General features: G+C 63.4%; 26 protein-coding genes. 7 read left to right on the top strand and 19 right to left on the bottom strand.

Annotated elements, in window-relative coordinates; all coding sequences use genetic code 11:
* Positions 1-10: 10 nt before the first annotated feature.
* Both paaA and BB934_RS15805 read right to left on the bottom strand, forming a co-directional pair.
* The gene (paaA, locus tag BB934_RS15810; protein WP_099510488.1) at positions 11-1,006 is read right to left on the bottom strand and encodes a 1,2-phenylacetyl-CoA epoxidase subunit PaaA; all 996 of its coding nucleotides are present in this window, start codon (positions 1,004-1,006) and stop codon (positions 11-13) included.
* Between the two features lie 234 nt (positions 1,007-1,240).
* Positions 1,241-2,134 (bottom strand): PaaX family transcriptional regulator, encoded by an 894-nt coding sequence (locus tag BB934_RS15805; protein WP_099510487.1) that lies wholly within the window; start codon positions 2,132-2,134, stop codon positions 1,241-1,243.
* Between the two features lie 207 nt (positions 2,135-2,341).
* On the opposite strand from BB934_RS15805, the gene paaZ reads away from it, so the two are divergent.
* Genes paaZ through BB934_RS15790 form a run of 3 tightly spaced genes read left to right on the top strand, consistent with a single transcriptional unit; the run spans position 2,342 to position 6,932 of the window.
* The gene (paaZ, locus tag BB934_RS15800) at positions 2,342-4,369 is read left to right on the top strand and encodes a phenylacetic acid degradation bifunctional protein PaaZ (protein WP_099510486.1); all 2,028 of its coding nucleotides are present in this window, start codon (positions 2,342-2,344) and stop codon (positions 4,367-4,369) included.
* Positions 4,366-6,453, top strand: coding sequence for a 3-hydroxyacyl-CoA dehydrogenase NAD-binding domain-containing protein (locus BB934_RS15795; RefSeq protein ID WP_099510485.1), 2,088 nt, complete (start codon positions 4,366-4,368; stop codon positions 6,451-6,453). Before paaZ ends, BB934_RS15795 begins: the two co-directional genes overlap by 4 nt.
* A 53-nt stretch (positions 6,454-6,506) precedes the next feature.
* Positions 6,507-6,932 carry a PaaI family thioesterase gene (locus tag BB934_RS15790; protein ID WP_099510484.1) on the top strand — a complete coding sequence of 142 codons (426 nt, stop codon included), beginning with the start codon at positions 6,507-6,509 and terminating at the stop codon, positions 6,930-6,932.
* A gap of 182 nt (positions 6,933-7,114) precedes the next feature.
* Here BB934_RS15790 and BB934_RS15785 read toward each other — a convergent pair whose 3' ends face one another.
* Positions 7,115-7,570: an Lrp/AsnC family transcriptional regulator gene (locus BB934_RS15785; protein WP_099510483.1), complete on the bottom strand. Its 456-nt coding sequence runs from the start codon at positions 7,568-7,570 to the stop codon at positions 7,115-7,117.
* Positions 7,571-7,731: 161 nt separating this feature from the next.
* On the opposite strand from BB934_RS15785, the gene BB934_RS15780 reads away from it, so the two are divergent.
* Positions 7,732-11,202, top strand: a complete 3,471-nt coding sequence (locus BB934_RS15780) for an indolepyruvate ferredoxin oxidoreductase family protein (protein WP_099510482.1) — start codon at positions 7,732-7,734, stop codon at positions 11,200-11,202.
* A 126-nt stretch (positions 11,203-11,328) separates the two neighbouring features.
* On the opposite strand, the gene BB934_RS15775 is transcribed toward BB934_RS15780, so the two are convergent.
* The 3 genes from BB934_RS15775 to BB934_RS15765 form a co-directional block, all read right to left on the bottom strand.
* Positions 11,329-11,742 (bottom strand): response regulator, encoded by a 414-nt coding sequence (locus BB934_RS15775; protein ID WP_099510481.1) that lies wholly within the window; start codon positions 11,740-11,742, stop codon positions 11,329-11,331.
* A 70-nt stretch (positions 11,743-11,812) separates the two neighbouring features.
* Positions 11,813-12,235 (bottom strand): response regulator, encoded by a 423-nt coding sequence (locus BB934_RS15770; RefSeq protein WP_099510480.1) that lies wholly within the window; start codon positions 12,233-12,235, stop codon positions 11,813-11,815.
* A 21-nt stretch (positions 12,236-12,256) separates the two neighbouring features.
* Positions 12,257-12,694, bottom strand: coding sequence for a DNA-binding transcriptional response regulator (locus tag BB934_RS15765; RefSeq protein ID WP_099510479.1), 438 nt, complete (start codon positions 12,692-12,694; stop codon positions 12,257-12,259).
* Positions 12,695-12,843: 149 nt separating this feature from the next.
* On the opposite strand from BB934_RS15765, the gene BB934_RS15760 reads away from it, so the two are divergent.
* Complete coding sequence (locus BB934_RS15760) at positions 12,844-13,299, top strand: response regulator (RefSeq protein ID WP_237049985.1); 456 nt, start codon at positions 12,844-12,846, stop codon at positions 13,297-13,299.
* Positions 13,300-13,363: 64 nt separating this feature from the next.
* Here the strand turns inward: BB934_RS15760 and BB934_RS15755 are convergent, their stop codons facing one another.
* Positions 13,364-15,034, bottom strand: coding sequence for a methyl-accepting chemotaxis protein (locus tag BB934_RS15755; RefSeq protein WP_099510477.1), 1,671 nt, complete (start codon positions 15,032-15,034; stop codon positions 13,364-13,366).
* A gap of 186 nt (positions 15,035-15,220) precedes the next feature.
* Here BB934_RS15755 and BB934_RS15750 point away from each other — a divergent pair, with 186 nt between their 5' ends.
* A complete protein-coding gene (locus tag BB934_RS15750; protein ID WP_099510476.1) occupies positions 15,221-15,820 on the top strand; it encodes a hypothetical protein in 600 nt (199 codons plus the stop codon).
* A gap of 79 nt (positions 15,821-15,899) precedes the next feature.
* Here the strand turns inward: BB934_RS15750 and BB934_RS15745 are convergent, their stop codons facing one another.
* Entirely contained in the window at positions 15,900-16,568 is a 669-nt protein-coding gene (locus tag BB934_RS15745; protein WP_099510475.1) for a transglutaminase-like cysteine peptidase, read from the bottom strand.
* 264 nt (positions 16,569-16,832) lie between these two features.
* Positions 16,833-16,970, bottom strand: coding sequence for a hypothetical protein (locus BB934_RS47115; protein ID WP_157934188.1), 138 nt, complete (start codon positions 16,968-16,970; stop codon positions 16,833-16,835).
* A gap of 185 nt (positions 16,971-17,155) precedes the next feature.
* Between BB934_RS47115 and BB934_RS15740 the strand changes: the two genes are divergently transcribed.
* A complete protein-coding gene (locus tag BB934_RS15740) occupies positions 17,156-17,533 on the top strand; it encodes a hypothetical protein (protein ID WP_157934187.1) in 378 nt (125 codons plus the stop codon).
* A gap of 31 nt (positions 17,534-17,564) precedes the next feature.
* Here BB934_RS15740 and BB934_RS15735 read toward each other — a convergent pair whose 3' ends face one another.
* The 10 genes from BB934_RS15735 to BB934_RS15690 form a co-directional block, all read right to left on the bottom strand.
* Positions 17,565-18,353, bottom strand: a complete 789-nt coding sequence (locus BB934_RS15735; protein WP_099510473.1) for a DUF1217 domain-containing protein — start codon at positions 18,351-18,353, stop codon at positions 17,565-17,567.
* Positions 18,350-18,994, bottom strand: coding sequence for a hypothetical protein (locus BB934_RS15730; protein WP_099510472.1), 645 nt, complete (start codon positions 18,992-18,994; stop codon positions 18,350-18,352). The genes BB934_RS15735 and BB934_RS15730 overlap by 4 nt, the downstream gene beginning before the upstream one ends.
* A 69-nt stretch (positions 18,995-19,063) precedes the next feature.
* Positions 19,064-19,924: a flagellin N-terminal helical domain-containing protein gene (locus tag BB934_RS15725; protein ID WP_099510471.1), complete on the bottom strand. Its 861-nt coding sequence runs from the start codon at positions 19,922-19,924 to the stop codon at positions 19,064-19,066.
* Positions 19,925-20,320: 396 nt separating this feature from the next.
* A complete protein-coding gene (locus BB934_RS15720) occupies positions 20,321-21,172 on the bottom strand; it encodes a CheR family methyltransferase (RefSeq protein ID WP_099510470.1) in 852 nt (283 codons plus the stop codon).
* Positions 21,169-22,284, bottom strand: coding sequence for a protein-glutamate methylesterase/protein-glutamine glutaminase (locus tag BB934_RS15715; protein WP_099510469.1), 1,116 nt, complete (start codon positions 22,282-22,284; stop codon positions 21,169-21,171). The genes BB934_RS15720 and BB934_RS15715 overlap by 4 nt, the downstream gene beginning before the upstream one ends.
* 4 nt (positions 22,285-22,288) lie before the next feature.
* On the bottom strand, positions 22,289-22,672 hold the full coding sequence (locus BB934_RS15710) for a response regulator (RefSeq protein WP_099510468.1): 384 nt from the start codon (positions 22,670-22,672) through the stop codon (positions 22,289-22,291).
* Between the two features lie 55 nt (positions 22,673-22,727).
* Positions 22,728-23,177, bottom strand: a complete 450-nt coding sequence (locus tag BB934_RS15705; protein ID WP_237049984.1) for a hypothetical protein — start codon at positions 23,175-23,177, stop codon at positions 22,728-22,730.
* Positions 23,174-23,518 (bottom strand): magnesium transporter CorA family protein, encoded by a 345-nt coding sequence (locus BB934_RS15700; protein ID WP_099510467.1) that lies wholly within the window; start codon positions 23,516-23,518, stop codon positions 23,174-23,176. Before BB934_RS15700 ends, BB934_RS15705 begins: the two co-directional genes overlap by 4 nt.
* Before the next feature lie 44 nt (positions 23,519-23,562).
* Positions 23,563-24,024 carry a rod-binding protein gene (locus tag BB934_RS15695; RefSeq protein WP_099510466.1) on the bottom strand — a complete coding sequence of 154 codons (462 nt, stop codon included), beginning with the start codon at positions 24,022-24,024 and terminating at the stop codon, positions 23,563-23,565.
* A 50-nt stretch (positions 24,025-24,074) separates the two neighbouring features.
* Positions 24,075-24,473: a hypothetical protein gene (locus BB934_RS15690; protein WP_099510465.1), complete on the bottom strand. Its 399-nt coding sequence runs from the start codon at positions 24,471-24,473 to the stop codon at positions 24,075-24,077.
* Positions 24,474-24,478 lie beyond the last annotated feature (5 nt).

The raw sequence follows: 24,478 nt of genomic DNA, 5'->3' as shown, positions 1-24,478 counted from the left end.
ATGCTCTCCCTCACGCCGCCTTGGCTTTCGTCCGTGCCGCCTTCTTCACCGCATAGGCATCCGCAGCGTCGCGCACCCACTGGCCCTCTTCGTAAGCCTTCACCCGCGTGCGCAGCCGCTGACGGTTACAGGGGCCGTTGCCGGCGACTACCTGATAGAACTCGTCCCAGTCGACCTCGCCGAAATCGTAGTGCCCGCGCTCGGCATTCCACTTGAGATCGGGGTCGGGAACTTTGAGGTCGAGATATTCGGCCTGCGGCACCGTCTGATCGACGAATTTCTGACGCAGCTCATCGTTGGAGTTGATCTTGATCTTCCAGCGCATCGACTGGGCGCTGTGGACCGATTCCGCATCGGACGGCCCGAACATCATAAGCGATGGCCACCACCAGCGGTTCAACGCATCCTGCGCCATCTGCTTCTGCTCCGGCGTGCCGCGGGCAAGCTTCGTCATCGCGTCATAGCCCTGCCGCTGGTGGAAGCTTTCTTCCTTGCAGATGCGGATCATGGCGCGGGAATAGGGACCGTAGGAGCAGCGCTGCAGCGGCACCTGGTTCATGATCGCGGCGCCGTCCACGAGCCAGCCGATGGCCCCGATATCGGCCCAGGTCAGCGTCGGATAATTGAAGATGCTCGAATACTTGGCCTTGCCGTTGTTGAGCTGCTCCAGCAGTTCGTCGCGGGTCACACCCAGCGTTTCGGCGGCGCAGTAGAGATAGAGGCCGTGGCCTGCCTCGTCCTGCACCTTGGCGAGCAGGATGGCCTTGCGCTCGAGGGTCGGGGCGCGGGTGATCCAATTGCCCTCCGGCTGCATGCCGATGATCTCGGAATGGGCGTGCTGGGAGATCTGCCGGATCAGGGTCTTGCGATAGGCCTCCGGCATCCACTCCTTGGGCTCGATCTTGATGTCGGCATCGACGCGGTCCTGGAAGGCGCGCTCCTCCGGAGACATCTCCTCCTTGGATTGGATGTGGTCGACGCCCGTCTTCACCATCTGTGCGTACACGGCGCTTCTCCCTGCCTTCGTAAAACCTGTTCCGTCGCCTCGGTCCGGGGCTGAAATCCCACCGAAGGGCCAAGCCAGACCCGAGAGGCATCTCGCGGCGGCCCCGCAGTCAACGATTCAACGCAGATCAGGCCGTCGTCGCCTCAATCGCGCGCAAAATCCCTCGCCGACCCCTGCGCTCCCCTCAATATGTCACAAAAAATTATTTTTTCAATAATTTTTGTAACATATCGCTCAGACAGCCTTGCGCGGGGCGAGAGGCCGGATCGCTGCGAATCTTTGCCCGAAGTCCCGATCGGCCCCCGGCAGCGGCCCCCGATCGCTCTCGGCATGGGCATCGAGCCATCCCTCCGCAGCCGGCAGCAGTGTCTTGTAGATCGCGCCGCACAGGTCCCGCGCGGCACCTCCCGCCCAGGGCTTTGGCAGAAGCTGGGCAGGGAGCAGCGGATCCTTCAGAACCGCCCGGCGATAATCGTGGATCAGGAGGATTCGAACGAGCAGCGCGTCGAGAGTCGTGAACGGGGCGCCTCGTTCGAGCGCCGCGAGCGTCTCCGAATAGGCCTCGAGGAAGCGCCTGTAACGGCTCTCGATCTCCGCAAGCGGCCAGGCACGCTCGGCGAGGCGCCGGGCGGTCGGTAGATCGGCGGGCATTCCGGCAAGACGCAGGAAAGCGCCATCCTCGGCAACGGCCGCCGGCGCGATCAGAAGGTCCGGGCCGAGAGCGCCGTAGCCGGCCCCCGACAGCTCCGTACGGAGGCCTGCCCTGTCCTGACCGTTGTCGAGCAGGAGGAGATCGAAGGAGCCCTGCCAATCCTGAGGAGGTTCGGCATAGATCCGCAGGGTCGCTCGGGCGAAAGCCTCCTGCCCCCGGCCGGTGAGCCGGTAATAGCTGTTGCGCCCGACCTTCCAGCGCTCGAACCAGCCGTCGCTCACGAGACGGGACAGAGCCGTCCTTACGAGGGTGTCGCTAATGCGGAAGGCCCGCATGATGTCGTGCAGGGAGCTTAAGGACAGCACTCCTCCCCTCGGCACCACGGCGTCGCCGAACACCGTGACGATCAGGGAGCCCGCCCGGATTGGTGTCCGCTCGTGGAATGCGTCCAGGAGAGTTTCGACAAACGCGGCCATTCAGCCCACTCCGGCTCCTTCAGGCCCGGGACGTAGCGGTCCACGAGCCAATCCTTGATCTCGTCTATCCATTCCCGGCTGCAACTGTCGAGCCATGTCAGCAGGCAAACCCAGCCAAAATTCCTTGACTAACCGGCCGGTCGGTTAATAATGCGGCACAGATGCAGCGACGCAAATGCGGCTGCGCAGGTCATTCCAAGGTGCCCCATGAGACTTGAAAGCTTCGTTCGCGGAAGTTGGATGTCGCCCGGCCACGAGCTGGCCCAGATCCACAGTGCCGTCACCGGCGACGTGGTCGCCGAAGTGGCGAATGGCGGTCTCGATATGGGCGAGGTGCTGGCCTATGCCCGGCAGGTCGGCGGCCCCGCCTTGCGTCGGCTGACCTTCCATCAGCGCGGGGAGATGCTGAAAGCTCTTGCCATCTATCTATCGGAGCGCAAGGACCAGCTTTACAAGCTCTCCTACCAAACCGGCACCACCCGCACCGACAACTTCATCGACGTGGATGGCGGCATCGGCACGCTTTTCGTCTATGCGTCCAAGGGACGGCGCGAGCTGCCCAACACCACCTTCCTTCTGGATGGAAATGTCGAACCCCTTTCCAAGGGCGGCAGCTTCGTCGGCCAGCACGTGATGACGCCGCTGACCGGCGTCGCCGTGCACATCAACGCCTTCAACTTCCCCTGCTGGGGCATGCTCGAGAAGCTCGCGCCGGCGATCCTGGCCGGCGTGCCGGTGGTGACCAAGCCGGCGACGATCACATCCTATGTGGCGCATGCGCTCGTGCGCATGATCGCGGAATCCCGCATCCTCCCCGAAGGAGCGCTCCAGTGCATCGTCGGCTCGACGGGCGATCTCTTCGATCACCTGACCTGCCAGGATGTGGTGTCGTTCACGGGCTCGGCCGACACGGCGCAGAAGCTGCAGCGGCATCCTGTGATCGCGCGCGAATCGGTGCGCTTCATTGCAGAGCGCGACTCGCTCAACGCGGCGATCCTCGCCCCCGACGCGGGGCCCGGCACGCCGGAATTCGACCTCTTCATCAAGGAGGTCGCCAAGGAGATGACGGTGAAGGCCGGGCAGAAATGCACGGCGATCCGGCGCGCCATCGCGCCGAACGAACATGTGCCTGCCGTGATCTCGGCTCTCGGCGAGCGCCTTTCCAAGATCAAGGTTGGCAACCCGGAACTCGAGAGCGTCCGCATGGGACCGGTCGTCGGCCTCGGTCAGCGCCGCGACGTGCTCGCCCAGGTGGCGAAGCTGCGGAGCGAAGCGGACATCGTCGTCGGCGACCCCGACAACTTCGCGGTCGAAGGTGCCGACCGCGAGCGCGGCGCGTTCATTCCTCCATTGGTCCTACACTGCCCGGACCCGATCCGCGCCACCAACGTGCACAGCGTCGAGGCCTTCGGCCCGGTTTGCACGGTAATGGGTTATGACGGGCTTGATCAGGCCGTGGCTCTCACCAATCGCGGCGACGGCAGTCTCGTCGCCTCCCTCTACACCTACGATCCCGCCGCGGCGGCCGATCTCGTCTTCGGCGTCGGCGCCTTCCACGGACGCCTCGTGCTGATCGACCGCGACTGCGCCAAGGAGCAGACCGGCCACGGCTCGCCGATGCCGCACATGGTTCATGGCGGACCAGGACGCGCCGGCGGCGGCGAGGAGCTCGGCGGCATCCGCGGCGTGCATCATTACATGCAGCGCACTGCCCTGCAGGGCTCGCCGGCCATGCTGTCCCGCGTGACGCAAAGCTGGATCAAGGGCGCGCCCACCATCGAAGAGGGACGCCATCCCTTCCGCTACTACTTCGAGGACCTCGCCATCGGCCAGACCTTCATCTCGAAGGAGCGCACGATCACCCTCGAGGACATCGAGCATTTCGCGGAATTCACCGGCGATACCTTCTATGCACATATGAGCGAGGAGGCGACGAAGAACCATCCGTTCTTCCCCGGCCGCGTCGCCCATGGCTATCTGCTTCTGTCCTTCGCAGCCGGCCTTTTCGTCGATCCGGATCTCGGACCGGTGCTTGCCAATTACGGTCTCGATTCCTTACGATTCATCAAGCCCGTGCAGCCGGGAGAGGCCATCAAGGTCCGGCTGACGGCGAAATCGAAATCGCCGCGCAATGAGCAATACGGCGAGGTGCGCTGGGACGTGGAGATCACGACGGACATGGACGAGACGGTTGCAACCTACGAGCTCCTCACGATGAACGCGGTGCGTCCATGACAGCCGCGTCACCGGCCGACGACAATTCCGTCCGGCTCACGCCTACCTCTCCGGTGGCCGTGATCGAGATCGACAATCCGCCGGTCAACGCCACGTCGCAGGCGGTGAGGGCGGGGCTGCTCGCGGCGATCCATGAGGTCGAGCGGAATCCTCAGATCGAGGCCGTCGTGATCGCCTGTGCCGGCCGCACCTTCGTGGCCGGCGCCGACATCCGCGAATTCGGCCAGCCTCCGCGCGAGCCGCACCTGCCGGATGTGATCGATGCCATCGAAGCCTGTTCCAAGCCGGTCATCGCAGCCGTTCACGGCACTGCGCTCGGCGGCGGCTGCGAGATCGCCCTTGCCTGCCATGCCCGCATTGCCGATCCAGGAGCAAGTTTTGGGCTTCCCGAAGTCAAGCTCGGGCTGGTTCCGGGAGCGGGCGGCACGCAACGCCTGCCGAGGCTCATCGGCCTCGAAGCGGCCCTCGATCTCGTCTCCAGCGGGCGCATGGTGAAGGCGGCGGAAGCTTTGCGTCTCGGTCTTATCGACCGGCTCTCATCCGGCGATCTTCGCCAGGATACGATGGAGCTTGCGCGGGAGCTGATCGGCAAGCAGATCCGGCGCACGGGTGAGCAACCCGTTGCCGCCATGGACGGCCAAAACGCTTCCGCAAGAATCGCGGAAATCCGCCGCAAGGCCCGAGGCGCCGAGGCGCCCGGCAGGGCTGCGGAACTCGTTCTGCTCGCGGCGGAGCTACCGCTGAAACAGGGCATGGCGCGCGAACGCGAAACGTTTCTTGCCCTGCGGTCGTCCGAGCAATCGGCTGCCCTGCGGCACGCCTTCTTCGCCGAACGGGAGGTCACGCGTCTTCCGGGCTTCGATGCGGTTGAGCCGCGTTCGGTTCAGAAGGTCGGGATCGTCGGCGCCGGAACCATGGGTTCCGGCATCGCCATCGCCTTTGCCGATGCAGGATTCGACGTCAAAGTCGTCGAGACCAGCGAACAGGCGCTCGCCGCCGGTCGGGCGCGCATTGCCGACACCTACGAGAAACAGGTTGCGAGCGGACGGCTGACGGCCGCGGCAAGGGACGAGAGGTCGCGGCTGATCGACTATGGGGTCGGGCTCGACACCTTGTCGGATCGCGATCTCGTCGTGGAGGCGGTGTTCGAGGATCTGGAGGTCAAGCGGGCGCTGTTTCGCGATCTCGATGCGATCCCGAAGCCTGGAACGATCCTGGCAACAAATACCAGTTACCTTGATATTTCGCTGATAGCCGATGCCACGTCGCGTCCGGCCGACGTGGTGGGGCTGCATTTCTTCAGCCCGGCCAACGTGATGAAGCTTCTCGAGATCGTGCGGACCGATGCGACGGCCGACGATGTCGTCGCCACGGGCCTTGCCCTCGCCAAGCGCCTGCGCAAGATCCCGGTGGTCTGCCGGGTCTGCGACGGCTTCGTCGGCAACCGCATCCTGTCGCGCTACCGCCAGCAGGCGGAGTATCTGCTCGAGGAAGGCGCGCTGCCGCATGAGGTCGATGCGGCGCTCGAGGCCTTCGGCTTCCCGATGGGGCCTTTCGCCGTGTCGGACATGGCCGGCCTCGACATCGCCTGGGCACGCCGCAAGCGCCTTGCGGCTAACCGCGACCCGAACGAGCGCTATGTCGACATCGCCGACCGTCTCTGCGAGGCGGGCCGCTTCGGCCGCAAGACGGGAGCGGGCTGGTATCGCTACGAGGCCGGCAAGCGGGAGATCGACCCCGCCGTCACGGCGCTCGTTGAGGAGGCCTCGCAGAGGCGCGGGCTGACGCGACGAAAAATTTCGACCGAGGAGATCCAGGCGCGCATCCGCGCCGCCATCGTCAATGAAGCCTGCAAGATCCTGGACGAGCGCATCGTCGAGCGCCCGCTCGATGTCGACGTGGTGATGATGCACGGCTATGGCTATCCGGCCTGGCGCGGCGGGCCTCTGTTCGAGGCGGACCGGATAGGGCTGCAACCCATTCTCGCTCAGGTGAAGGAGAGGGCCGAACGGGACGGGCCGGGCTGGGAGGTCGCGGAGAGCCTTGCCGGGCGGGCGGCTTCGAACGCAAAGTTCTATCCGTAAACCCGCGCCAGCGAGCGCGGGACGAACGATCACAAACGACCGAGTGGGGAAACATGACCACGTTCGACCGCGCGACCGCAGAGGAGATGATCACCGGCGTCTTCGCACCCTGGGTGCAGGACCTCAATCTCTCGATCGAAAGCCTGGACGAGGATGGCGCCGTGCTGCGCATGCGGTTTTCGGACAGGCTGTGCCGCGACAACGGCGTGATCTGCGGCCAGGCGCTCATGAGCCTTGCCGACACGGCGATGGTGTTCGCCGTCTCGTCCGCGGCCGGCGCCTACCGGCCCATGACCACGGTCGATCAGACGATGCACTTTCTCCGCCCTGCAATGAGCGCGGATGTTCTGGCGGAGGCGAAGGTCGTCCGCCTCGGACGCAGCATGGCCTTCGGCAGCGTGACGCTCACGACGGATGGCGACGCGCGCCCCGTGGCGATGGCGCAGCTCGCCTACGCCCTGCTGTCCGAGAGTAAGTAGAATCCTCTGCCGGCTTCAGAGATTGGCTCAATTTCTGCTCCCCCTTGAGCCCTCATCCTGAGGGGATTGCGTAAGCAATCCGTCTCGAAGGATCAGGGCGTTTCCAGCGTACACTGGAAGCTCCTTCGAGACGCCGCTTCGCGGCTCCTCAGGATGGGGGCGGAGGATTGTGGGTCAGACTCTCAGAACGGCAGCGCCACGCTGGTCTTGATCTCCTTCAGAACCACGTTGGTGCGCACATAGCGGATGCCGGGCAGCCGGAACATGAACTCGTCGAGAAATTCGTTGTAGGCCTTCATGTCGCGCACGACGACGCGCAGATGATAATCGGCATCGCCCGTCGTCGCGAAGCATTCCATGACCTCGGCGCGCGCCGTTACACGTGAAACAAACTCGTCGACGAATTTCGCATCATGGCGCTCGAGCGACACGTGCAGGATGGCGGAGGTGGCGAACCCCGCCTTTTCCCGGTCGACCAGGGCCGAATAGCCGACGATGACCCCTGCCTCTTCGAGCGCCCGCACGCGCCGCCAGCAGGCCGAGGTGGACATGCCCACGTCCTCCGCCAGCTGCTGGTTGGTGGTGCGGCCCTCCTTCTGCAGCTGCGCCAGAATATGCTCGTCCTGACGCTCGATCATCGCGCCTCTCAATTTGGTAAATCCTACCCATTGTACGGCCCGAAAATAAAATTTCTACCGATAATGACCATAATCGGGAATAGATAGGAAACTCCTACCAGCAGTTCAGGATTATTCTAGAGAAGCCAATCAATCGCGCTTCTCCTTCCGGGATCAGGCTCATGGACCACGCTCCCTCACTCGATTCCTATCGGCTCGCCGACCGGTACAGCCGCGACAAAGGCCGCGTCTTCCTCACGGGCACCCAGGCCATCGTCCGCATCGTGCTCGATCAGGCCAAGCGGGATCAGGCCGCCGGCCTCGACACGGCGGGCTTCGTCTCCGGCTATCGCGGCTCGCCGCTCGGCGGCGTCGATCTCGAGCTCTGGCGCGTGAAAGAGCAAATCAAGGCGAACCGGATCGAGTTCCTGCCCGCCGTCAACGAGGACCTCGCCGCGACCGCCGTGCTGGGCTCGCAGCAGGTCGAGACCAATCCCGACAGGCAGGTCCAGGGCGTGTTCGGCCTCTGGTACGGCAAGGGGCCTGGCGTCGACCGCTCGGGCGATGCGTTGAAGCACGGCAACGCCTATGGCTCGTCTCCCCATGGCGGCGTGCTGGTGATCGCCGGCGACGATCATGGCTGCGTCTCCTCCTCGATGCCGCATCAATCCGACGTCGCCTTCATGAGCTGGTTCATGCCGACGCTGCATCCGGCGAGCGTCGCGGAATATCTCGAATTCGGCGAATACGGCTATGCGCTGAGCCGCTGCTCCGGCATGTGGGTCGGCTTCAAGGCCGTATCGGAGATCGTCGAGTCCGGCGTCTCGGTCGAACTGCATCCGCCGCGCCAGTTCCTGGAGCCCGATTTCACGCCCCCGCCCGGCGGCCTGCATTATCGCTGGCCGGATCTGCCGGGGCCGCAGATCGAGGAGCGCATGGAGGCGAAGAAGCATGCGGTCTATGCCTTCGCCAAGGCCAACCCCATCGACCGCCGCATCTACGACATCCCGAGTGCGACCTACGGCATCGTCACCGCCGGCAAGGCTCATCTCGACCTGATGGAGGCGCTGCGCCTCATCGGCCTCGACGAGGCCGCCTGCCGCGCGCACGGCATCGACATCTACAAGGTCGGTATGGTCTGGCCGCTCGCCCTGCACGACGCGCTGGAATTCGTGAAGGGCAAGCGCGAGATCCTCGTGGTGGAGGAAAAGCGCGGCATCATCGAGAGCCAGTTCAAGGAATACTTTTACGATTATCCCGGCTCGAAGCCGGAGCGCATGGTCGGCAAGCACGACGAGAGGGGCGAGCGGCTCATTCCCTGGACGGGCGAATTGTCCCCGCGTTTCCTCGCCGGTGTTCTTGCCCAACGCCTCGACGCCATCTTCCCCGATCTCGGTCTTGCGCAGCGCGTGGCGGCGCTCACGCCGGACCCGGAGCGCACCATCGCCGTGCCGGGCGCGACGCGCACGCCCTATTTCTGCTCCGGCTGCCCGCACAACACCTCGACCAAGGTGCCGGAAGGCTCGAAGGCGCTGGCCGGTATCGGCTGCCACTTCATGGCGAGCTGGATGGACCGGGAGACCTCGTCCCTGATCCAGATGGGCGGCGAGGGCGTGAACTGGGCGGCCTCCTCCAGGTTCACGGGCCAGGGCCACATCTTCCAGAATCTCGGCGAAGGCACTTATTATCATTCCGGCTCCATGGCGATCCGGCAGGCCATCGCAGCGGGCGCCAACATCACCTACAAGATCCTGTTCAACGACGCGGTCGCCATGACGGGAGGCCAGCCGGTCGACGGTCCCGTGAGCGTCCATGCCATCGCCCACAGCGTGCAGGCGGAGGGCGTGTCGCGCATCGCGCTCGTGTCGGATCATCCCGATAAGTTCGAGCCCGCAGATCTGCCGAAAGGCGTGACGATCCACCCGCGCGAGGATCTCGATCCCGTGCAGAAGGAGCTGCGCGAGATCCCCGGCGTCACGGTGCTGATCTACGAACAGACCTGCGCCACCGAGAAGCGCCGCCGCCGCAAGCGCGGGCAGATGGAGGATCCCAAGCGCTTCGCCTATATCAACGACCTCGTCTGCGAAGGCTGCGGCGATTGCTCCGTCGCCTCCAACTGCCTGAGCGTCGAGCCGAAGGAGACGCCGTTCGGTCGCAAGCGCAAGATCAACCTGTCGACCTGCAACAAGGACTTTTCCTGCCTCGAGGGCTTCTGCCCCAGCTTCGTCACCGTGGAGGGCGCCACGCGCCGGGCGAGGGCGACGTCGGGGTTCGATGCGCATGCTCAGGCATCGACGCTGCCCTCCCCTGTCCTGCCGGCGCTCGACAAGCCGTTCGACCTGCTCGTCACCGGCGTCGGCGGCACGGGCGTCGTCACCATCGGCGCGCTGATCAGCATGGCGGCGCATCTCGAAGGACGCGGCGTGTCGGTGCTGGACTTCACGGGCTTTGCCCAGAAGTTCGGGCCGGTGCTGAGCTATCTTCGCATCGCGGCGCAGCCAAGCGAGCTGTATCAGGTCCGCATCGATCAGGGCGCGGCTGATGCGCTGATCGGCTGCGATGTGGTCGTCAGCTCCTCGCCCAAGGCCTCCGGCACCTATCGGCATGGCACCCGCGCCGTGGTCAACACGGCGGAGATGCCGACCGGGGACGTGGTGCGCTTCCGCGATGCGGATCTCGCCAGCCGCACGCGCCTGCGCGCCATCGAGCGCGTCGTCGGGGAAGGCAACATGGCAACCGTCGACGCCAATGCGCTTGCCGAAACGCTGCTCGGCGACACCGTCTATGCCAATGTGATGATGCTCGGCTTCGCCTGGCAGCAGGGGCTGGTGCCCGTGTCCTTCGAGGCGCTCTCGCGCGCCATCGAGCTCAACGGCGTCGCGATCGAGCGCAACCGGCAAGCCTTCGCCTGGGGCCGATTGCTCAGCGCCGATCCCGATGCCGTGCATAAGGCTGCAGGCGACAAGCCGGAGGAGCCGGAGACGCTCGACCAGGTCATCGCGCGACGCGCGGCCTTCCTGAGCTCCTATCAGAATGCCGCCTATGCGGCCCGCTTCGAGGCCGCAATCGAACGGGTCCGCAAGGCGGAAGCCGCCATCGGCTCCGAGATGCTCACCGACGCCGTGGCGCGCTCGCTGTTCAAGCTCATGGCCTACAAGGATGAATACGAGGTCGCGCGCCTGCACATGGAGACCGGCTTCCTCGACGAGCTGCGGCAGCAGTTCGAGGGCGATTTCACGGTGAACTATCACCTTGCGCCTCCTCTTCTCCCATCGAAGCTCGACGCGCGCGGCCGCCCGCGCAAGCGTGCCTTCGGCCCCTGGATCCAGACGCCGATGAAGGTGCTCGCCCGGCTGAAGGGCTTGCGCGGCACGCCTCTCGACGTTTTCGGCTACACGGCCGAGCGCCGCACCGAGCGGGCGCTCATCGGATGGTATGAGGAGCAGATCGAGAAGATCCTTGCCAGCCTCGCGCCGCAGCACCTCGGTGACCTTCTGAAGATTGCCAAGGCACCGATGGACATCCGCGGCTACGGCCCCGTCAAGGAGGCTGCGATTCACACGGTGAAGGCAGAGGTCGAGCGCCTGTGGGTGCGTATTGCGGAGGCGACGGTTGTTGAGGATTCGCGCCAACCGCGTGCCGTCCGCGCGTGACTGCAGTCCCCTGGTGTCATCCCCGGCGGCCGCAGGCCGGGAAGGGTATCCATAGCGCATTGCGTGGAGGCAGATTCCCTTCCCTCGCCGGGAATGACACTGATCTCAACAGTCGGAAGGCGTAGTTTACCCCTCAGGCGTGAGCGAGCCTTGCGGATGCCCCGCCATCACCTTCCGAAGGGCGGCGACGAGATCGTCGGGAAGGATTGGCTTGTGGAGAAAATCGGCATTGGGCGGCAGGTCCCCGGGACCCGGACCGGTCTTGCCGGAGATGACCAGCACGCCGACCTCCGGCCAGCCTTGCCGTACGAGGCGGGCGAATTCGAAACCGTCCATGGATCCCGGCATGTTCACGTCGGTGAGCACCGCGCGGATATCGGGCCGCCTCTTCAGTAGCTCGAAAGCCTCGTCGGCATCCTGCGCCTCGACGACCCAGATTTTCGCTTCCCGTAGGATATCGACCTGAGTGAGACGAACCAGAGGCTCGTCTTCGACCATGAGGATGACAGGCTGATTCACGATGCGGCGATGCGGCTTCATGCAGCAGAAACGGGCCTGCCTTAATCCAGTTCCCATCCGTTGCAGGGGCGTAACATTTACGGCCAAGCTTTCAGGAGCGCCTTGCCTTCGCGGCGAGCTGCCTGAGGCGATCGACGACGTCCTGGGAAGAATAAGGCTTCTTCATCAATGGACCGGCTTCGCACAGGGTCGCGGCGATATCCGCCGAGCGCTCGATCCCGGATGTGAGGATGATCTCCATTCCCGGCTTGTTGGCCCGGACCCAGCGCGCCAGGGCGAAACCGTCCATGCTTCCGGGCATTTCGACATCGCTGAACACCACGTCGATGGATACCTCCGGCGCCTGGAGGATCGCAATCGCCTCCTCACCGCTCACCGCCTCGTGGACCTTGTAGCCGCAGTCACGCAGGTAATCCGCGATGACGAGACGAATCAGGACCTCGTCCTCGACCACGAGAACGGTCGGCGAAGGCGCATCGGCGCGAAGGGTGATGTTGGTCGATGTCGTGCTCACGGAACTCTAACCGCAGAGCTTTCATCTTGGTTCCACCGGCCAGGTTCCTCTCGGGGTTCCCGGCACCTCGGGCCAGTTGAGAGCGCGGATGACGAGTTCTACAACCTGGGACGTCTCATAGGGCTTGCGCAGAACGGGCCCGAAATCGTCTGCGACCGTCTTGGCGAGCACACCGTCGGACGCAAGGATGATCCGGGTGTGCATCCGCCGCGTGCGGGCGAGACGCGCCACGTCGAGGACGCTGCGCCCTCCCGACAGGTCGAGCGCGATGAACAGGAGATCGATCCGCATGGCCTCGAGCACCGTCAGGGCGTCATCGGCGGAACTCGCCTCGAGAACCTTGAAGTCGAGAGCCCGTAACGCGTCGCTGACGAGGCACCGGATCCGGACATCGGTTTCGACTACGAGAATGGAGGGTGGGGTTCGGCGTGGAAGAACCGTGACGGATGCGGCGTTCATTCTTGCCCCTGCGAAGCGATACGCGATCAACGTGCGGATGCCCGGAGGGTTCTACCGAAAGTGCTGCGCCGGGTTGTCGCCGCCGACTGGCCCGGGCGAGCGGAACCGTATATGAATCGTCGCCCCTGTCCCGACATCGAACTGGCCCCGTGTCCGATCAGCAATCCCAAGGTCAGCAGTCCCCCGGCATCATCCTTCTCGTGGAAGACGAGCCGCTGGTTCGCCTGGTTGCGGCCGACCTGCTCTCCGATGCGCATTTCCGGGTGATCGAGGCCGCGGACGCGGAGGAGGCCCTGACGGTCCTCAAAGCGGGCGTCCTGGTCGATGTGGTGCTCTCGGACGTGGAGATGCCGCCCGGAATCGACGGCTACGACCTGGCCTGGGAGGTGCATCGGCGCTGGCCTTCGGTGGCGATCGTCATCGCCTCGGGCCGCAAATGGCCGGCTCAGGGCGATCTTCCGCCCGGCGCGACCTTTCTCGCCAAACCCTATTCGAGCATGCCCCTGCTGACCCGCGTTCTCGCCGCGTCTAGGACGGCGCAAGCCGCCCGGGCACAGACGGACGGCGAGGCCGATGGCGCCGGGTCCCGGCCGAAGACGGCGTAAAGGAAGCGATCCGAAGCGCAGCCGTTAAGAGCCGCGCTCCGGCATTCGTTATCCGCGCGGCGGCTCAGGCTGCCCTGACGCCCTGAAGGAACCCATCGACCTCGCGGCTCAGCGCATGCGAATTGGCCGTGAGCTCTCCGGCGGCGGCGAGCACCTGCGACGCGGCCGAACCGGCATGGGTCGCCGCGCCCTGGACCTGGACGATGCTCTCGCTCACGTCCTGGGTGCCGCGCGCCGCCTCGCTGACATTGCGGGCGATCTCCTGCGTTGCCGCCTGCTGCTCCTCGACGGCGGCAGCAACGCTGGTTGCGATCTGATGCACCTCCTCGATGGTGAGGCCGATCTCGCGGATCGCCTCGACGGCGCCGGTGGTGGATTGCTGGATCTGGTTGACATAGGCGCTGATGTCCTCGGTCGCGCGCGAAGTCTGGTTGGCGAGCTCCTTCACCTCCGCGGCCACCACAGCAAAGCCCTTGCCGGCCTCTCCGGCCCTCGCCGCCTCGATGGTGGCGTTGAGCGCGAGAAGATTGGTCTGGCTCGCGATGGTGTTGATGAGCGCGACCACCTCGCCGATCTTCTGCGCACCTTCGGCCAGCGTCTCGACGAGCGCGTTCGTCTTGCGCGCATTCGCCACCGCGCGCGCTGCCGCGCTGGAGGTCTGCGACACCTGCGAGCCGATCTCGTTCGAGGACGCCGCCAGCTCCTCAGCCGCAGCCGCGACCGCCTGCACGTTGCTCGACGTCTCTTCCGCCGCCGCAGCCACCGAGTTCGATTGCTGGTTGGTCTGCTGCGCGGTGGTGGCCATCGAGCGGGCCGTCGCCTCCATCTGCTGGGCCGCGACCGACAGATGCTGAACGAGGCCGCCGACGCTGCCCTCGAAGCTCTGTGCCAGCGCCATCATCTCGTGCCTGCGCCGCTCGACCGTCTGCTTCTCCGTGTCGGCCTGCGCCTGCCGCAGCATCTCCGCATCCTGCATGGCACCCGCAAAGACCTGCGTCGCCTTCCAGATGTCGCCGACCTCATCGCGGCCGACGCTCGCCTTGGGCAGGTTGTAATCGCCCGAGGCAAGCTTCTGGATCGCCTCGGTCACGGCCTTCAGCGGCCGCGCGATCTGCCTGTGGCCGACGAGCCAGCCGACGAGAAGCGCGACGATCGTGCCGCCGAACGCGATCGAGACGAGCAGCGTGAAGCGCTGATCCTTGAGCGCGGCCGCATGCCGGTTGACCGCTTCGATGTCCTCGCTTCCGCGCTTCGTCAGAGCATCGATGCTGACCTGGAACGCCTTCCTGTTGGCGCGGTTGGCATCGGTGTTGCCCTGGGCGTTCGCTGCCGTGGGCGAGACCTCGGCGCCGAGGCGGACGGTTTCCGTCCTGAAGGCCTTGAACTCCGCGGCGTCCTTGACGACGGCGTCGAACAGCGCCTTGTTGGACGCAGGAACCAGAGGTTCCCACTCTTTGAGCAGGCCGTCGATGTCCTTCAGCGTCGCGACAAGGCCTTCGCCGAATTTCTGCGCCTCCTTCGTGTCCTTCGAGGCGTAGATGCCGCGCGCCTCCATGACCACATGCGTCACCAGACGGTTGAGGCGTTCGCCGTGGAAGGCGCGCGCAGCGGCGTGCCTCACGTCGTCCACGGCCTGATTGTAGGCCTGCAGGGTATTGATGCCGACGGCGGCGGTGACGATCGCGACGAAACTCAACGTGGCAACGAGCGCAAAAATCTTGGTTCTAATCTTCATTGATCACCTCAAAGGAGCAGCGCCAACGCAATACCTATGAATGGCACTTCCCTCTTAATGCGCGGATGCTTGTCTGAAGCTTGCTCCGCCGCACGGCGTACGGCCAAGTTTCTCTGCGTCAGGTGACGGAATGTTAAGCATAGCGGCCTAGGAATGATTCACCCGATTCAAGTTGCGGCGGTTTCCATGGGCATTCGGTTCGATAAGGTTTTGGAACAGGTGGCCCGCGCGGCCTATGCCAAAGGAGATTCCGACACCGTCACGCGCAGGGAGCGGAAGGTTCAGCGGCTCGAGGAGCTCATCCGCGCCAAGGAGGCGATGGGCGACCGCATCGTGATCTGCCTCGGTCTCGTCTTCGCGCTCTCCGCCGTCGCCCTGCCCGTCTACGCGCTGAATTTCAGCGACGGCCGCAGCTATCTCCACATCGCAGACGGCAGTGCATCGAACGGCAGAGGCTCGAGTGCGGCTCAGACCCGCACCACTGAGATGAGCCCTGCAACCACGGGGTCGCTGAACAAGCAGGCGAGGGAATCGGATCTCGCTCCGGGCAACAAGGGTGAGACCGCATCGCGGGTCCTCGCCCGGGCTGGCCAATTCCAGCGCTACGTCATTCATCGCGCGACGGGCGAATCTGCCCTGATCGAAGGACCGGAAGGTCTGTGGTGGGTCACTCCGGGCATGACGCTTCCGGGCATCGGCCAGGTCATCTCGATCGAGCATTCGGACGCCGGCTGGGTCGTGCTGACCACCGAGACGATGATCACCCAACCGTCGACGTCGAGCTGATCCGTCGAGCACGCGCGAGCATCGGATCGTTCCGATGCTCGTCCCTCTGCGATAAAGCCGAACTTGGCGGAATTGCCGTCTACTTCGTGGCGGTCACGATCGGCGCGGCCTGGTTGCCGAGCCAGACCCAGGCAGCATTGTCCGAGCCTTCCCGCTTCACATAGCGATAGCCCGTCTCCTGCCAGGGCAGCACGGCCTTGCGCTTGTTGTCGAGAATGAAATCGCCGCGATCGGTCCTGGCCATGAGGACGGCGTGCCCCGCTCCCAGTTCGTCGATCACGACCGTCATGCGCAGGGCCCGGTGCGGCAGGCCCTTCTCCGTGAGCATACGGCGCTTCAGGAGCTGGATGTCCTCGCAATCGCCGAGACCGTCACCCGGATAGTCCCAGCGGTCGGCGACGCCCCAATGGTCCTGATCCGTCACCGGGATGATGGTGTCGTTGACGCGCTCGTTGATCTCGACGATAGCCTTCCAAGTTGTCTGGTCGAGAACGATCCTGGCCGGTTCGGACGCGTCGTAGGTGCATTCCTCCGGCATCTGTGCGCAGAAGGCGATCCATGCCGGCGTCGGGCCGGCGTTGCCGGCGACCTGAATCGCATTGGCCGAAACGGGCATCGCCGTCTGGGCGAATGCGGAATTGATGCCTGCGATGCCGGTCAGCATCGCGGAGGAAAAAGCTGCTAGTGCGAAGAAGCGATTGAAGCGTCCCCGCCGCGTTCGAGAAAACTGAGAATTCATCCCGCACATGCCCCGCACCTTTTCGCTTTTTCTTTTTTATAAAGCTGTCAGCAGCGGAAGCTCTCGGCAAGGGAGAACTCGGGGTAGACAATACGACGTGCCCGCGGTGTTGAGTTCAAGCAACAGAACGGGACATGTCCCTCTATGATCGGAGAGGGTCCGGCTCTTAGAGGATCGGATCCGAAAGCGGGCCCACTTTTGGGACCCCATCCGATACTCCACTCTTTGAAGAGCGCATCGTCGAAGGTATTCGCGAGCGATTATGGAGCGGCTTCAGAACCGGCTCTGCACCATGCTGCGGGTTCTCGCCCAGTCGCGGGCCCTCGTCGACGAGATCATGAGACGCACGGTGGGCGTTCCGATCAAACAGACCAGCGACGCGGCAATCACCGGCACCAGAACGACAGCCATCGGACTCTCTCCCCTCTTTTCGCGAGATCGCTCATCTCCTGCAGGCATAGTGGCGCGGCAAGCTTGCGCGGGACTGACGGTGCAGCGTCTTCGCTCCGGCACCTTGATTCACCAAGATCGTGCGAAGTCATGAAGTGATGATAAATTGAGATTATACTCGCAGACGATTTCGGCCGGAGGTTTGCTTGAGACACCTTGTCATGATGTTCGCGATCGCCGCCGGCGCCGCCGGATGCACACCGACCGTGCATGAAACGCTCGCCCTGTCGTGCTCCGACTATATCGGAAAGCCGATCAGCACCCGCATCGCAGTCCTCGGCCCGCCGCGGAACGTCTATCGCATCGATCCCATGCAGGTCGGCTATGTCTTCGAAAGCCGCGAGACGACCTTCATCGGCGGAGAACCCTATTACACCGTCAATTATCTGGTCGGGGCCGACAAGCACCGCACCCCGATCCGGCCGGTCACGACCACGTGCACGGGCGTCGTCTTCGTCACCAGAGCGCCGTCGAATGCCACCCCGATCTCCCAGCGGATCATCGTCGACGTGATCCCACGCTGACGAGGCAAACCGTCCATTTCGGGAAAGTGCTCTAGCCCCCGAGCCTGAGCTTGGTGATGCTCATCATCAGATCGACGCTGAATCCCTGCTGCACGGACGACGACTGATCGAAGAGCGTCAGCACCGGCGCAGCCATGGTCGTGCTGGCATTGTTGACGTCCCACATGGCGCTGAAGCGCTGGATGAGCTTGTCGACCTTCTTGGGATCCTGAAGATCCTTCACGTTCAGGTGCTTCTCCAGGTTCCTGACCTGAATGTCGAGATCCGCCCTCGATGCCGCCTCCGGGATATTGAAGGTGTTCTGAACGAATTTCAGGAGCGCCTTGTCGGCGAGAAGCCCCATCGTCGTCGTGACCGACGAGGCTTTGCGCTTGAAGTACATGGCGAGCTGAACGCCCTGGTTCTGATCGCCCTCCTTCTTCTCGAGCGTGATCTGAACATACTTCGCGACCGCATCGGTCGTTGCGCCCGCAGCCGAGGTGGCCTCCGCTCCCTTGGCGGCGAAGTCGAAGGCCTTGGCGAATTCCTTGTAGAGGGGGTTCGACATCTTGTTCGCCATGCTCAGGGGGTTGCTGACGCCCTCCTTAAGCAGCTTTTTCATCAATCCCTTGCCGTAAGCCATGTCCTCGAGACCATAGGCCTTCATGGCGAACTTGAAGAGGCGGTCGTTCTTGATGAACTCGTCGATGGTTTTGATGGTCTTGATGTTCGCCTGATAATATTCGATCTCGCGCTTGGTCGCAGGCTCCTTCTCAATCAGAGCCTTCGTGCGTGCCAGATCCTTAGTGATGATTTGATAGCGTGTCGATGTGCTGATCATGGTGCGGCTTTCCGAGGCTCGATTGCGAGAGAACCGGACGTCGATCTTTCAGACGATTCGGCGCTCTCGCGGAGGATATTCCCGCAATCCTTCGTGAACCTGTCGGCGACGTTCCTGGTGTCCGCAGGATCGAGCTGGAATTCGAGCTTCTGCGTTTCATAGCGGTAGTTCGAGAGCTCCACCGTCAGGCTGCTCGCGCCGGCGAGCTTCTCGACGAAGGCGCGCATCTCCTCGGGTTTAGGAATCTGACCATACCGGTCGCGATAGAGCCAGTGGCCGACCTCCGGCGTTCCGCCATCAAACCAGTAGACCGTGCTTCTGCCGCGGGGATCGCTGCGGCCGAGATACTGCCTCTGGGCGACGGCCGCCGTGATGAAGCGAACCGGAGGCTGATCGGCGTCCAACGACTGGCGTTGGCATGTCAGCCACAGAAGCGAGCCCCTCTCGCCGCGCAGCCGGGCGAAGGCCGCCTGAGGCTGGCCTTCGGCATCGTGCCGCAGGACATAGTCCCAGGATCCGAGCAGGGACGCCGCTGCCCTTGCATCCGCATGCAGGGCCGCAGCCAGAACGGCCACCGACAGGGTGGCCAGCGCTGCCGCCTGCCGGCGGCCGGACAACAATCGTGTCGTCACCATCGTCAAGACCCTTTCCAACGAAAGAAGCCCCGCCTTTTGCAAGGCGAGGCTCCCTTCAGGTCCGATCTAAAACTCTTACTGGAAGAGCTTCAGGATCATCTGGCTGTTCTGGTTCGCCATGGAGAGAGCCTGCACGCCGAGCTGCTGCTGGGTCTGCAGAGCCTGGTTACGGGTCGAAGCCTCGTTCATGTCGGCATCGATGAAGGTGCTCACACCAGCCGTCAGCGAGTCAGAGAGAGCGGAGATGAACTCTTCCTGGGTCTCGAGCAGGGCCTTATTGGCACCAAGCATCGCCGAGCCCTTCGTCACAGCGGTGATCGCAGTGTCGACGGTTCCCAGATGGGTCGCGATCTGTGCTGCAGTCGCGCCGCTGAGATTGATCAGCGCGACGTCGCCGAGCAGGCCAGCACCTGTAGCCGGAGTAGTCGGGTCAGTGAAGAGCGATGTGTCGGCGGTGTTGATCGCCAGCATTCCGACCTTATTGGCGACACCATCATACGAAGTGACAAGGTTGACCGTTGTAGCAGCGCCAGCAAGCCAGTTCTGACCATTGAATGACGCCGAGCCCGCAGCGCTCTTCATGCCTTCGATGTTGGCTTTAAATTCTTCCTGGATCTTTGCGAGATCAGCGCCAGGCTGGCTCGCGGTCACAAGACCGGCCTTCATCTTGTTGAGATAGGTCAGCGCCTTGTCCATCGCCGAGGTGAAGGTGTTGATCATGGCCTTGGACTGGCCGATCGCGTCCTTCACAGCGCTGAGAGCGCCATTGTCGGACTTCATCTGGGTCGAGATCGACCAGTAGGAAGCGTTGTGCGAGGCCTCGCCGACGCGCAGACCCGTGGAGATCTGGTTCTGGTTCTTGTTCATAGCATTCTGCGTCGACTTCAGCGACTGCAGGGCGGTCATGGCGGAGAGATTCGTATTGATCGAAGACATGTGCTTCTTCCATGAATGAGGTGATTGTTCAGGGAATGTCGGGATCTAACCGACCCAGCGAAGTGGCTTCATGCCTCGGGGGAATTCCCGATCCGCTGCTCACATGACATCCGGGCTCGTACCGGAAAAATGGATTGGCATCATGCCTGGCCTTCTGACGAAGGCGTACCATAGTGCTTGTGGCACCTGGAGCATCAGCTCCGCGTCGGTGCCTATAGCTCTGGTTTACTGAGATCGTTCCGTCGCGTCAAGAACAACATGGACGATTTCAGAAAAAACTTTGTATTTACTGTTTGTTAACTATAAAAGCGCGGGTCGCATGCAAAAGAAAACAAGCGTCCGGCGCAAGACCGGACGCTCGGTCTCAAGAATGATGCGACATGCAGATGCTAAAAACTAGCGCGCGCGGACGGCAAACAGCTTCGTGACATTGGCCGCCGCGGCTTTTGCATAGAGCCCGCGGTGTCCGGGATCGAGGGCGAGCGCGTCGGTGACGCCGAGAACGGTCTCGGAAGCGCCAAGCAGGAGCGATCCGTCCGCCGCCATGGTGTTCGCAATCCTGCGCAGCACGTCGGCTTTCAAGGCCGCATCGAAATAGATCAGGACATTGCGGCAATAGACGATGTCGAACTGGCCGAGACGGCTGAAATCGTCGAGGAGGTTCAGATAGCGGAAGTCGATCATGGATCGGATGTCCTGCGAGATCTGCCACTGCTCCCCAACTTGCGTGAAGTACTTGACGAGAAACCGGATCGGCAATCCCCGCTGCACCTCGAACTGATTGTAGAGGCCGGCCTTCGCCTTCTCCAGAACCTCCGTCGAGATGTCGGTCGCCACGATGTCGATGTGCCATCCCGGCATGCGCGCAGATGCCTCTTTCAGAAGCATCGCCAGCGAATAGGGCTCCTGCCCGCTCGAGGCCGCCGCGCACCAGATGCGCAGCCGCCGGCTCGCGGCACGCTCCTTCAGATACTTGGGGAGGAGGACCTCCTGGAAGAGATCGAACGGCGTCTTGTCGCGAAAGAAAAACGTCTCGTTGGTGGTCATCGCCTCGATCGTCGCCTTCTCGAGGGCGGACGAGCGGCCGGTCCTGATCTCCCGGACCAGATGCGAAAGCCTCTCGATTTTGAAGCGCGTGCACACGGCCGCGAGACGGCTCTCGACGAGGTATCTCTTGTCGGGCGAGAGCGCCAGGCCGGAACGCGCTTTCAGGAAGACGCGCAGCGCTTCAAATTCGGCATCGGTCATTTCGAGGATCCGCTGATGAGGCCCTTCAGGGAACGGCCGATGGATTCCAGGGGCAGGACGTCGTGAGCGAGGCCCGCCTTCACGATGCTACCCGGCATGCCCCAGACGATGCTGGTGGCTTCGTCCTGCGCAAGGACGGTCGCGCCCGCCTTGGTGAGATGGCGCGCACCATGGGTTCCATCCGAGCCCATGCCCGTCAGAACCACCGCAAGGGCCGACGTCCCGAAGACGGAGGCCGCCTCGCGAAACAGCACATCGACGGCAGGACGACAGAAGTTTTCCAGCGGCCCATCGTTGAGCCGGATCACTGCCTTGCCTCCGGACGACACCACGCCCATATGGCGCCCACCCGGAGCGACGAGGATGGTGCCTGGAAAAATCGCATCGCCGTCCCTCGCCTCGCGCGCCGGGAGGCCGAGCAGGCTCTGCAGATGCTCGGCGAAGACGGCCGTGAACATCGCCGGCATGTGCTGAACAATCAGCACGGGAATACTCGTGAGAACGGGCTTCATGTCCGAGAGAACCCGTTCCACCGCCCGCGGACCGCCGGTCGAGGAGCCGATCAGCAGACATTGCGGCTTGACGGAGCCGGGCCTCGGCGTGCCCGCCAATGTCGAAGGCGTCGAGGCTGAAGGAACCGGCGCGAGAATTCTGACCGGCCTCACCCGCGGCTCGCCCAGGGCGCGCAGCTTCTCCACGAGATCGCGGCGGAAGTCGTTCGCCGCTCCGGCGGCGCGCGCGCTCTCGGGCTTCGCCAGATAGTCGACCGCTCCAAGCGAGAGGCATTTCAGCGAGATCTCGGCATTTCTCTGCGTGAGCGTCGAGATCACGATGACCTTGCTCGCGGGATGCGCCTTCAGAATCATCGGCAGCGCCGCAAGACCGTCGATCTCGGGCATCTCGATGTCGAGCAGGATGATGTCGGGCTTCGAGCGCTGCGCCGCATCGACGGCCATCCGGCCGTTGGACGCCGTCGCGGCGATCTCGAAGCCGCCCGCTTCGGTGAGCCAACGGCCGATCATGCCGCGAATGACGGCACTGTCGTCGACGATCATGATCCGCGTCGGGCGACCCTGCGCGGGAACGGAATGGGGCAAGGGAGCAATGGACATGCGATCACAACGAATGCGAAGCGGGCAGCACGCCCAGCTCTTGAAATTTTGCGGTCAGAATATCTTTGTCGAACGGCTTCATGATGTATTCGTCGGCGCCGGCTTCGAGGGCGCGCGAGATGAAGGACAAATCGTTCTCGGTTGTGCAGAATACCACCTTCGGAGCTGCGCCGTCGGGCATGCCGCGCAAGTGCTGGAGAAAGCTATAGCCGTCCATCACGGGCATGTTCCAGTCAAGCAGGATCACATCCGGCATCTCGGCCCGGCACGCCAGAAGTCCCGCCTCGCCGTTCTCGGCTTCTGCGACCCGGAAATCGAGGCTCTCGACGATCTCCCGCGAAATTTTTCGGATGACTCGTGAATCATCGACGATCAGGCAATAGCTCATAACATGTATCCCGGTATCGACCGCTCTCAAATATTCTCAAACAGGACAATGGCCGCTAAGAGCGGATGTCCGACTTATCGACGAAGTTGAAATTCTCGACCAGGATCTCCTTCACGATCTCGGCCCCCAGGCGCTTGTTGATCTTCTCGCGAACGTTCGCGATCATGCCGTTGACGTTGTAGCGGGACAGCTTCTTGAAATCGAGCGTCTCGTCGGAATAGACATGGCGGAAGACCTCGTCCTGGATGAAGGCTTCCGGCGGCACCGATATCTCCCGCAGGGTCTTTGCGTCAGCTGTGAAGACCAGATTCGCGATCACATAGCCCTGGACGGCGCCTTCCGCGACGATCGGAATGTTCATGGCCGGCAGCTTCTTGTACTGCAATCCCTCGTAATGCGTCTGCTCTTCCGCAGGCGCTCTTCCGACGATCCAGGTCACCGCCGCATAGCAGGATGCCAGCGTGACGGCACAGACCCAGAATCCGGCCATGACGTTCTTCATCATGCGCCGTAACCGGTCCTGGCCGAATAGGCGGAGTATGTGCTGTCCGACTCGGCGTGCTGGATCGCGTTCGAGATGATGCTTGCCACTTCCTGCACCGCGTGCATGTGGCGCTTCAGGATATCCTGATTGGCTTCGATCTTGACCTGGAGATCCTGAAGGCGCTTCGTTGCCTTGATGTCCAGGTTCCGGATATCGGCCGTCCGCACGATCCGGCTGATCTCGAGAAGGCACTGGCTCTTGCGGCGGTTGAACTCATCGAGGTGGGACAGGTCCCGTGCCATGAGCGCGGCGGTTTCCATGTCCAGGGTTTCTTCAAGGCGGTCGAGCGACTTCATCAACATGTTCCTGTTTCCTGTTTTCGAACCGCGGGCCGATCTGGTGCCTGCTAAACCTTATCGGGCGTCACGCTGACCTTGGGAGCGCCGAGAATATGCTTCGCGATGCCGATCCCGCCCGCCCACGACAGCTGCGCGCCGATCTGCTCGGCCATCATCGATTTCCAGATGGAACCGGCGCTGCCCTTGCCATAGGTGTTCTCCGCGTCCTTCGGCAGCATCGACTCAACGAAGGTCTGGAGGACGAAGGCTTCGAATTCCTGGTGCGCTTTCTTCGCTTTGGCCGCCTCGATGGATTCGGCATCGTTGCGAAGGGAATTGCGCAGCGTATAGATATCGGCACCCGCCGCCATCAGCGGCTGACCGGCTGCCGCCTTGACCGCATCCTCGAAGCTCGCGCCACCGACGGGGGAAGCCCCGTCGAGCAGCTTCTGGGCCGCGGCCTGATAACGGGCGGGATCCGCCGCCCTGGCGACGTCGTTGACAATATCTGAGGGCGGGCTGATCGCCATCTCGCGTCTCTCGGCTACTTTGACTTTGAATAACCTGTAACCCGGCTAGCTTACGGGAAGCTTGTGCCGTCCCTGCCTGCAAGACTCTCGAGGATGGCGACAAGGTCCTTCTTTTCGGTCTGCTGGCGCTCATCGTCCTTGAGGCCGGACAGCATCTTTTCCGTACGCTTCGCCTGCATGGCCCTGACGAACGTCACTGCCTTCTGAGCCGTCTTCGCCGTATCGACGCGGCTGGCCTGTGCCGATAGAACCTGGAGGCGTTTGGCCGCGACATCGACGAACAATCCGTGCAGGGTCTCGTGATCGTTCATCGTGTGGATGAGGATTTCCTGCGCGTTCCTGATCTCGTGCGACTCTCTCTCGAGCTTGGACAGCCTCAGCTCCGCCTCACGCTGGAGATGCTGTTGCACCTTCAGGATACGCTCGATCTTCCGGACCCGTTGCTTCATCTGCG

Source organism: Microvirga ossetica, from assembly GCF_002741015.1.
GTDB lineage: Bacteria > Pseudomonadota > Alphaproteobacteria > Rhizobiales > Beijerinckiaceae > Microvirga > Microvirga ossetica.
This window is presented reverse-complemented; position numbering and strand designations above follow the sequence as displayed.

Excerpts from the sequence above, each read along its gene's own strand:
- BB934_RS15805 (WP_099510487.1), bottom strand. The coding sequence starts at position 2,134 with ATGGCCGCGTTTGTCGAAACTCTCCTGGACGCATTCCACGAGCGGACA.
- paaZ (WP_099510486.1), top strand. The coding sequence starts at position 2,342 with ATGAGACTTGAAAGCTTCGTTCGCGGAAGTTGGATGTCGCCCGGCCAC.
- BB934_RS15795 (WP_099510485.1), top strand. The coding sequence starts at position 4,366 with ATGACAGCCGCGTCACCGGCCGACGACAATTCCGTCCGGCTCACGCCT.
- BB934_RS15790 (WP_099510484.1), top strand. The coding sequence starts at position 6,507 with ATGACCACGTTCGACCGCGCGACCGCAGAGGAGATGATCACCGGCGTC.
- BB934_RS15785 (WP_099510483.1), bottom strand. The coding sequence starts at position 7,570 with ATGATCGAGCGTCAGGACGAGCATATTCTGGCGCAGCTGCAGAAGGAG.
- BB934_RS15780 (WP_099510482.1), top strand. The coding sequence starts at position 7,732 with ATGGACCACGCTCCCTCACTCGATTCCTATCGGCTCGCCGACCGGTAC.
- BB934_RS15775 (WP_099510481.1), bottom strand. The coding sequence starts at position 11,742 with ATGAAGCCGCATCGCCGCATCGTGAATCAGCCTGTCATCCTCATGGTC.
- BB934_RS15765 (WP_099510479.1), bottom strand. The coding sequence starts at position 12,694 with ATGAACGCCGCATCCGTCACGGTTCTTCCACGCCGAACCCCACCCTCC.
- BB934_RS15755 (WP_099510477.1), bottom strand. The coding sequence starts at position 15,034 with ATGAAGATTAGAACCAAGATTTTTGCGCTCGTTGCCACGTTGAGTTTC.
- BB934_RS15750 (WP_099510476.1), top strand. The coding sequence starts at position 15,221 with ATGGGCATTCGGTTCGATAAGGTTTTGGAACAGGTGGCCCGCGCGGCC.
- BB934_RS15745 (WP_099510475.1), bottom strand. The coding sequence starts at position 16,568 with ATGTGCGGGATGAATTCTCAGTTTTCTCGAACGCGGCGGGGACGCTTC.
- BB934_RS47115 (WP_157934188.1), bottom strand. The coding sequence starts at position 16,970 with ATGGCTGTCGTTCTGGTGCCGGTGATTGCCGCGTCGCTGGTCTGTTTG.
- BB934_RS15735 (WP_099510473.1), bottom strand. The coding sequence starts at position 18,353 with ATGATCAGCACATCGACACGCTATCAAATCATCACTAAGGATCTGGCA.
- BB934_RS15725 (WP_099510471.1), bottom strand. The coding sequence starts at position 19,924 with ATGTCTTCGATCAATACGAATCTCTCCGCCATGACCGCCCTGCAGTCG.
- BB934_RS15720 (WP_099510470.1), bottom strand. The coding sequence starts at position 21,172 with ATGACCGATGCCGAATTTGAAGCGCTGCGCGTCTTCCTGAAAGCGCGT.
- BB934_RS15715 (WP_099510469.1), bottom strand. The coding sequence starts at position 22,284 with ATGTCCATTGCTCCCTTGCCCCATTCCGTTCCCGCGCAGGGTCGCCCG.
- BB934_RS15710 (WP_099510468.1), bottom strand. The coding sequence starts at position 22,672 with ATGAGCTATTGCCTGATCGTCGATGATTCACGAGTCATCCGAAAAATT.
- BB934_RS15705 (WP_237049984.1), bottom strand. The coding sequence starts at position 23,177 with ATGATGAAGAACGTCATGGCCGGATTCTGGGTCTGTGCCGTCACGCTG.
- BB934_RS15700 (WP_099510467.1), bottom strand. The coding sequence starts at position 23,518 with ATGTTGATGAAGTCGCTCGACCGCCTTGAAGAAACCCTGGACATGGAA.
- BB934_RS15695 (WP_099510466.1), bottom strand. The coding sequence starts at position 24,024 with ATGGCGATCAGCCCGCCCTCAGATATTGTCAACGACGTCGCCAGGGCG.
- BB934_RS15690 (WP_099510465.1), bottom strand. The coding sequence starts at position 24,473 with ATGAAGCAACGGGTCCGGAAGATCGAGCGTATCCTGAAGGTGCAACAG.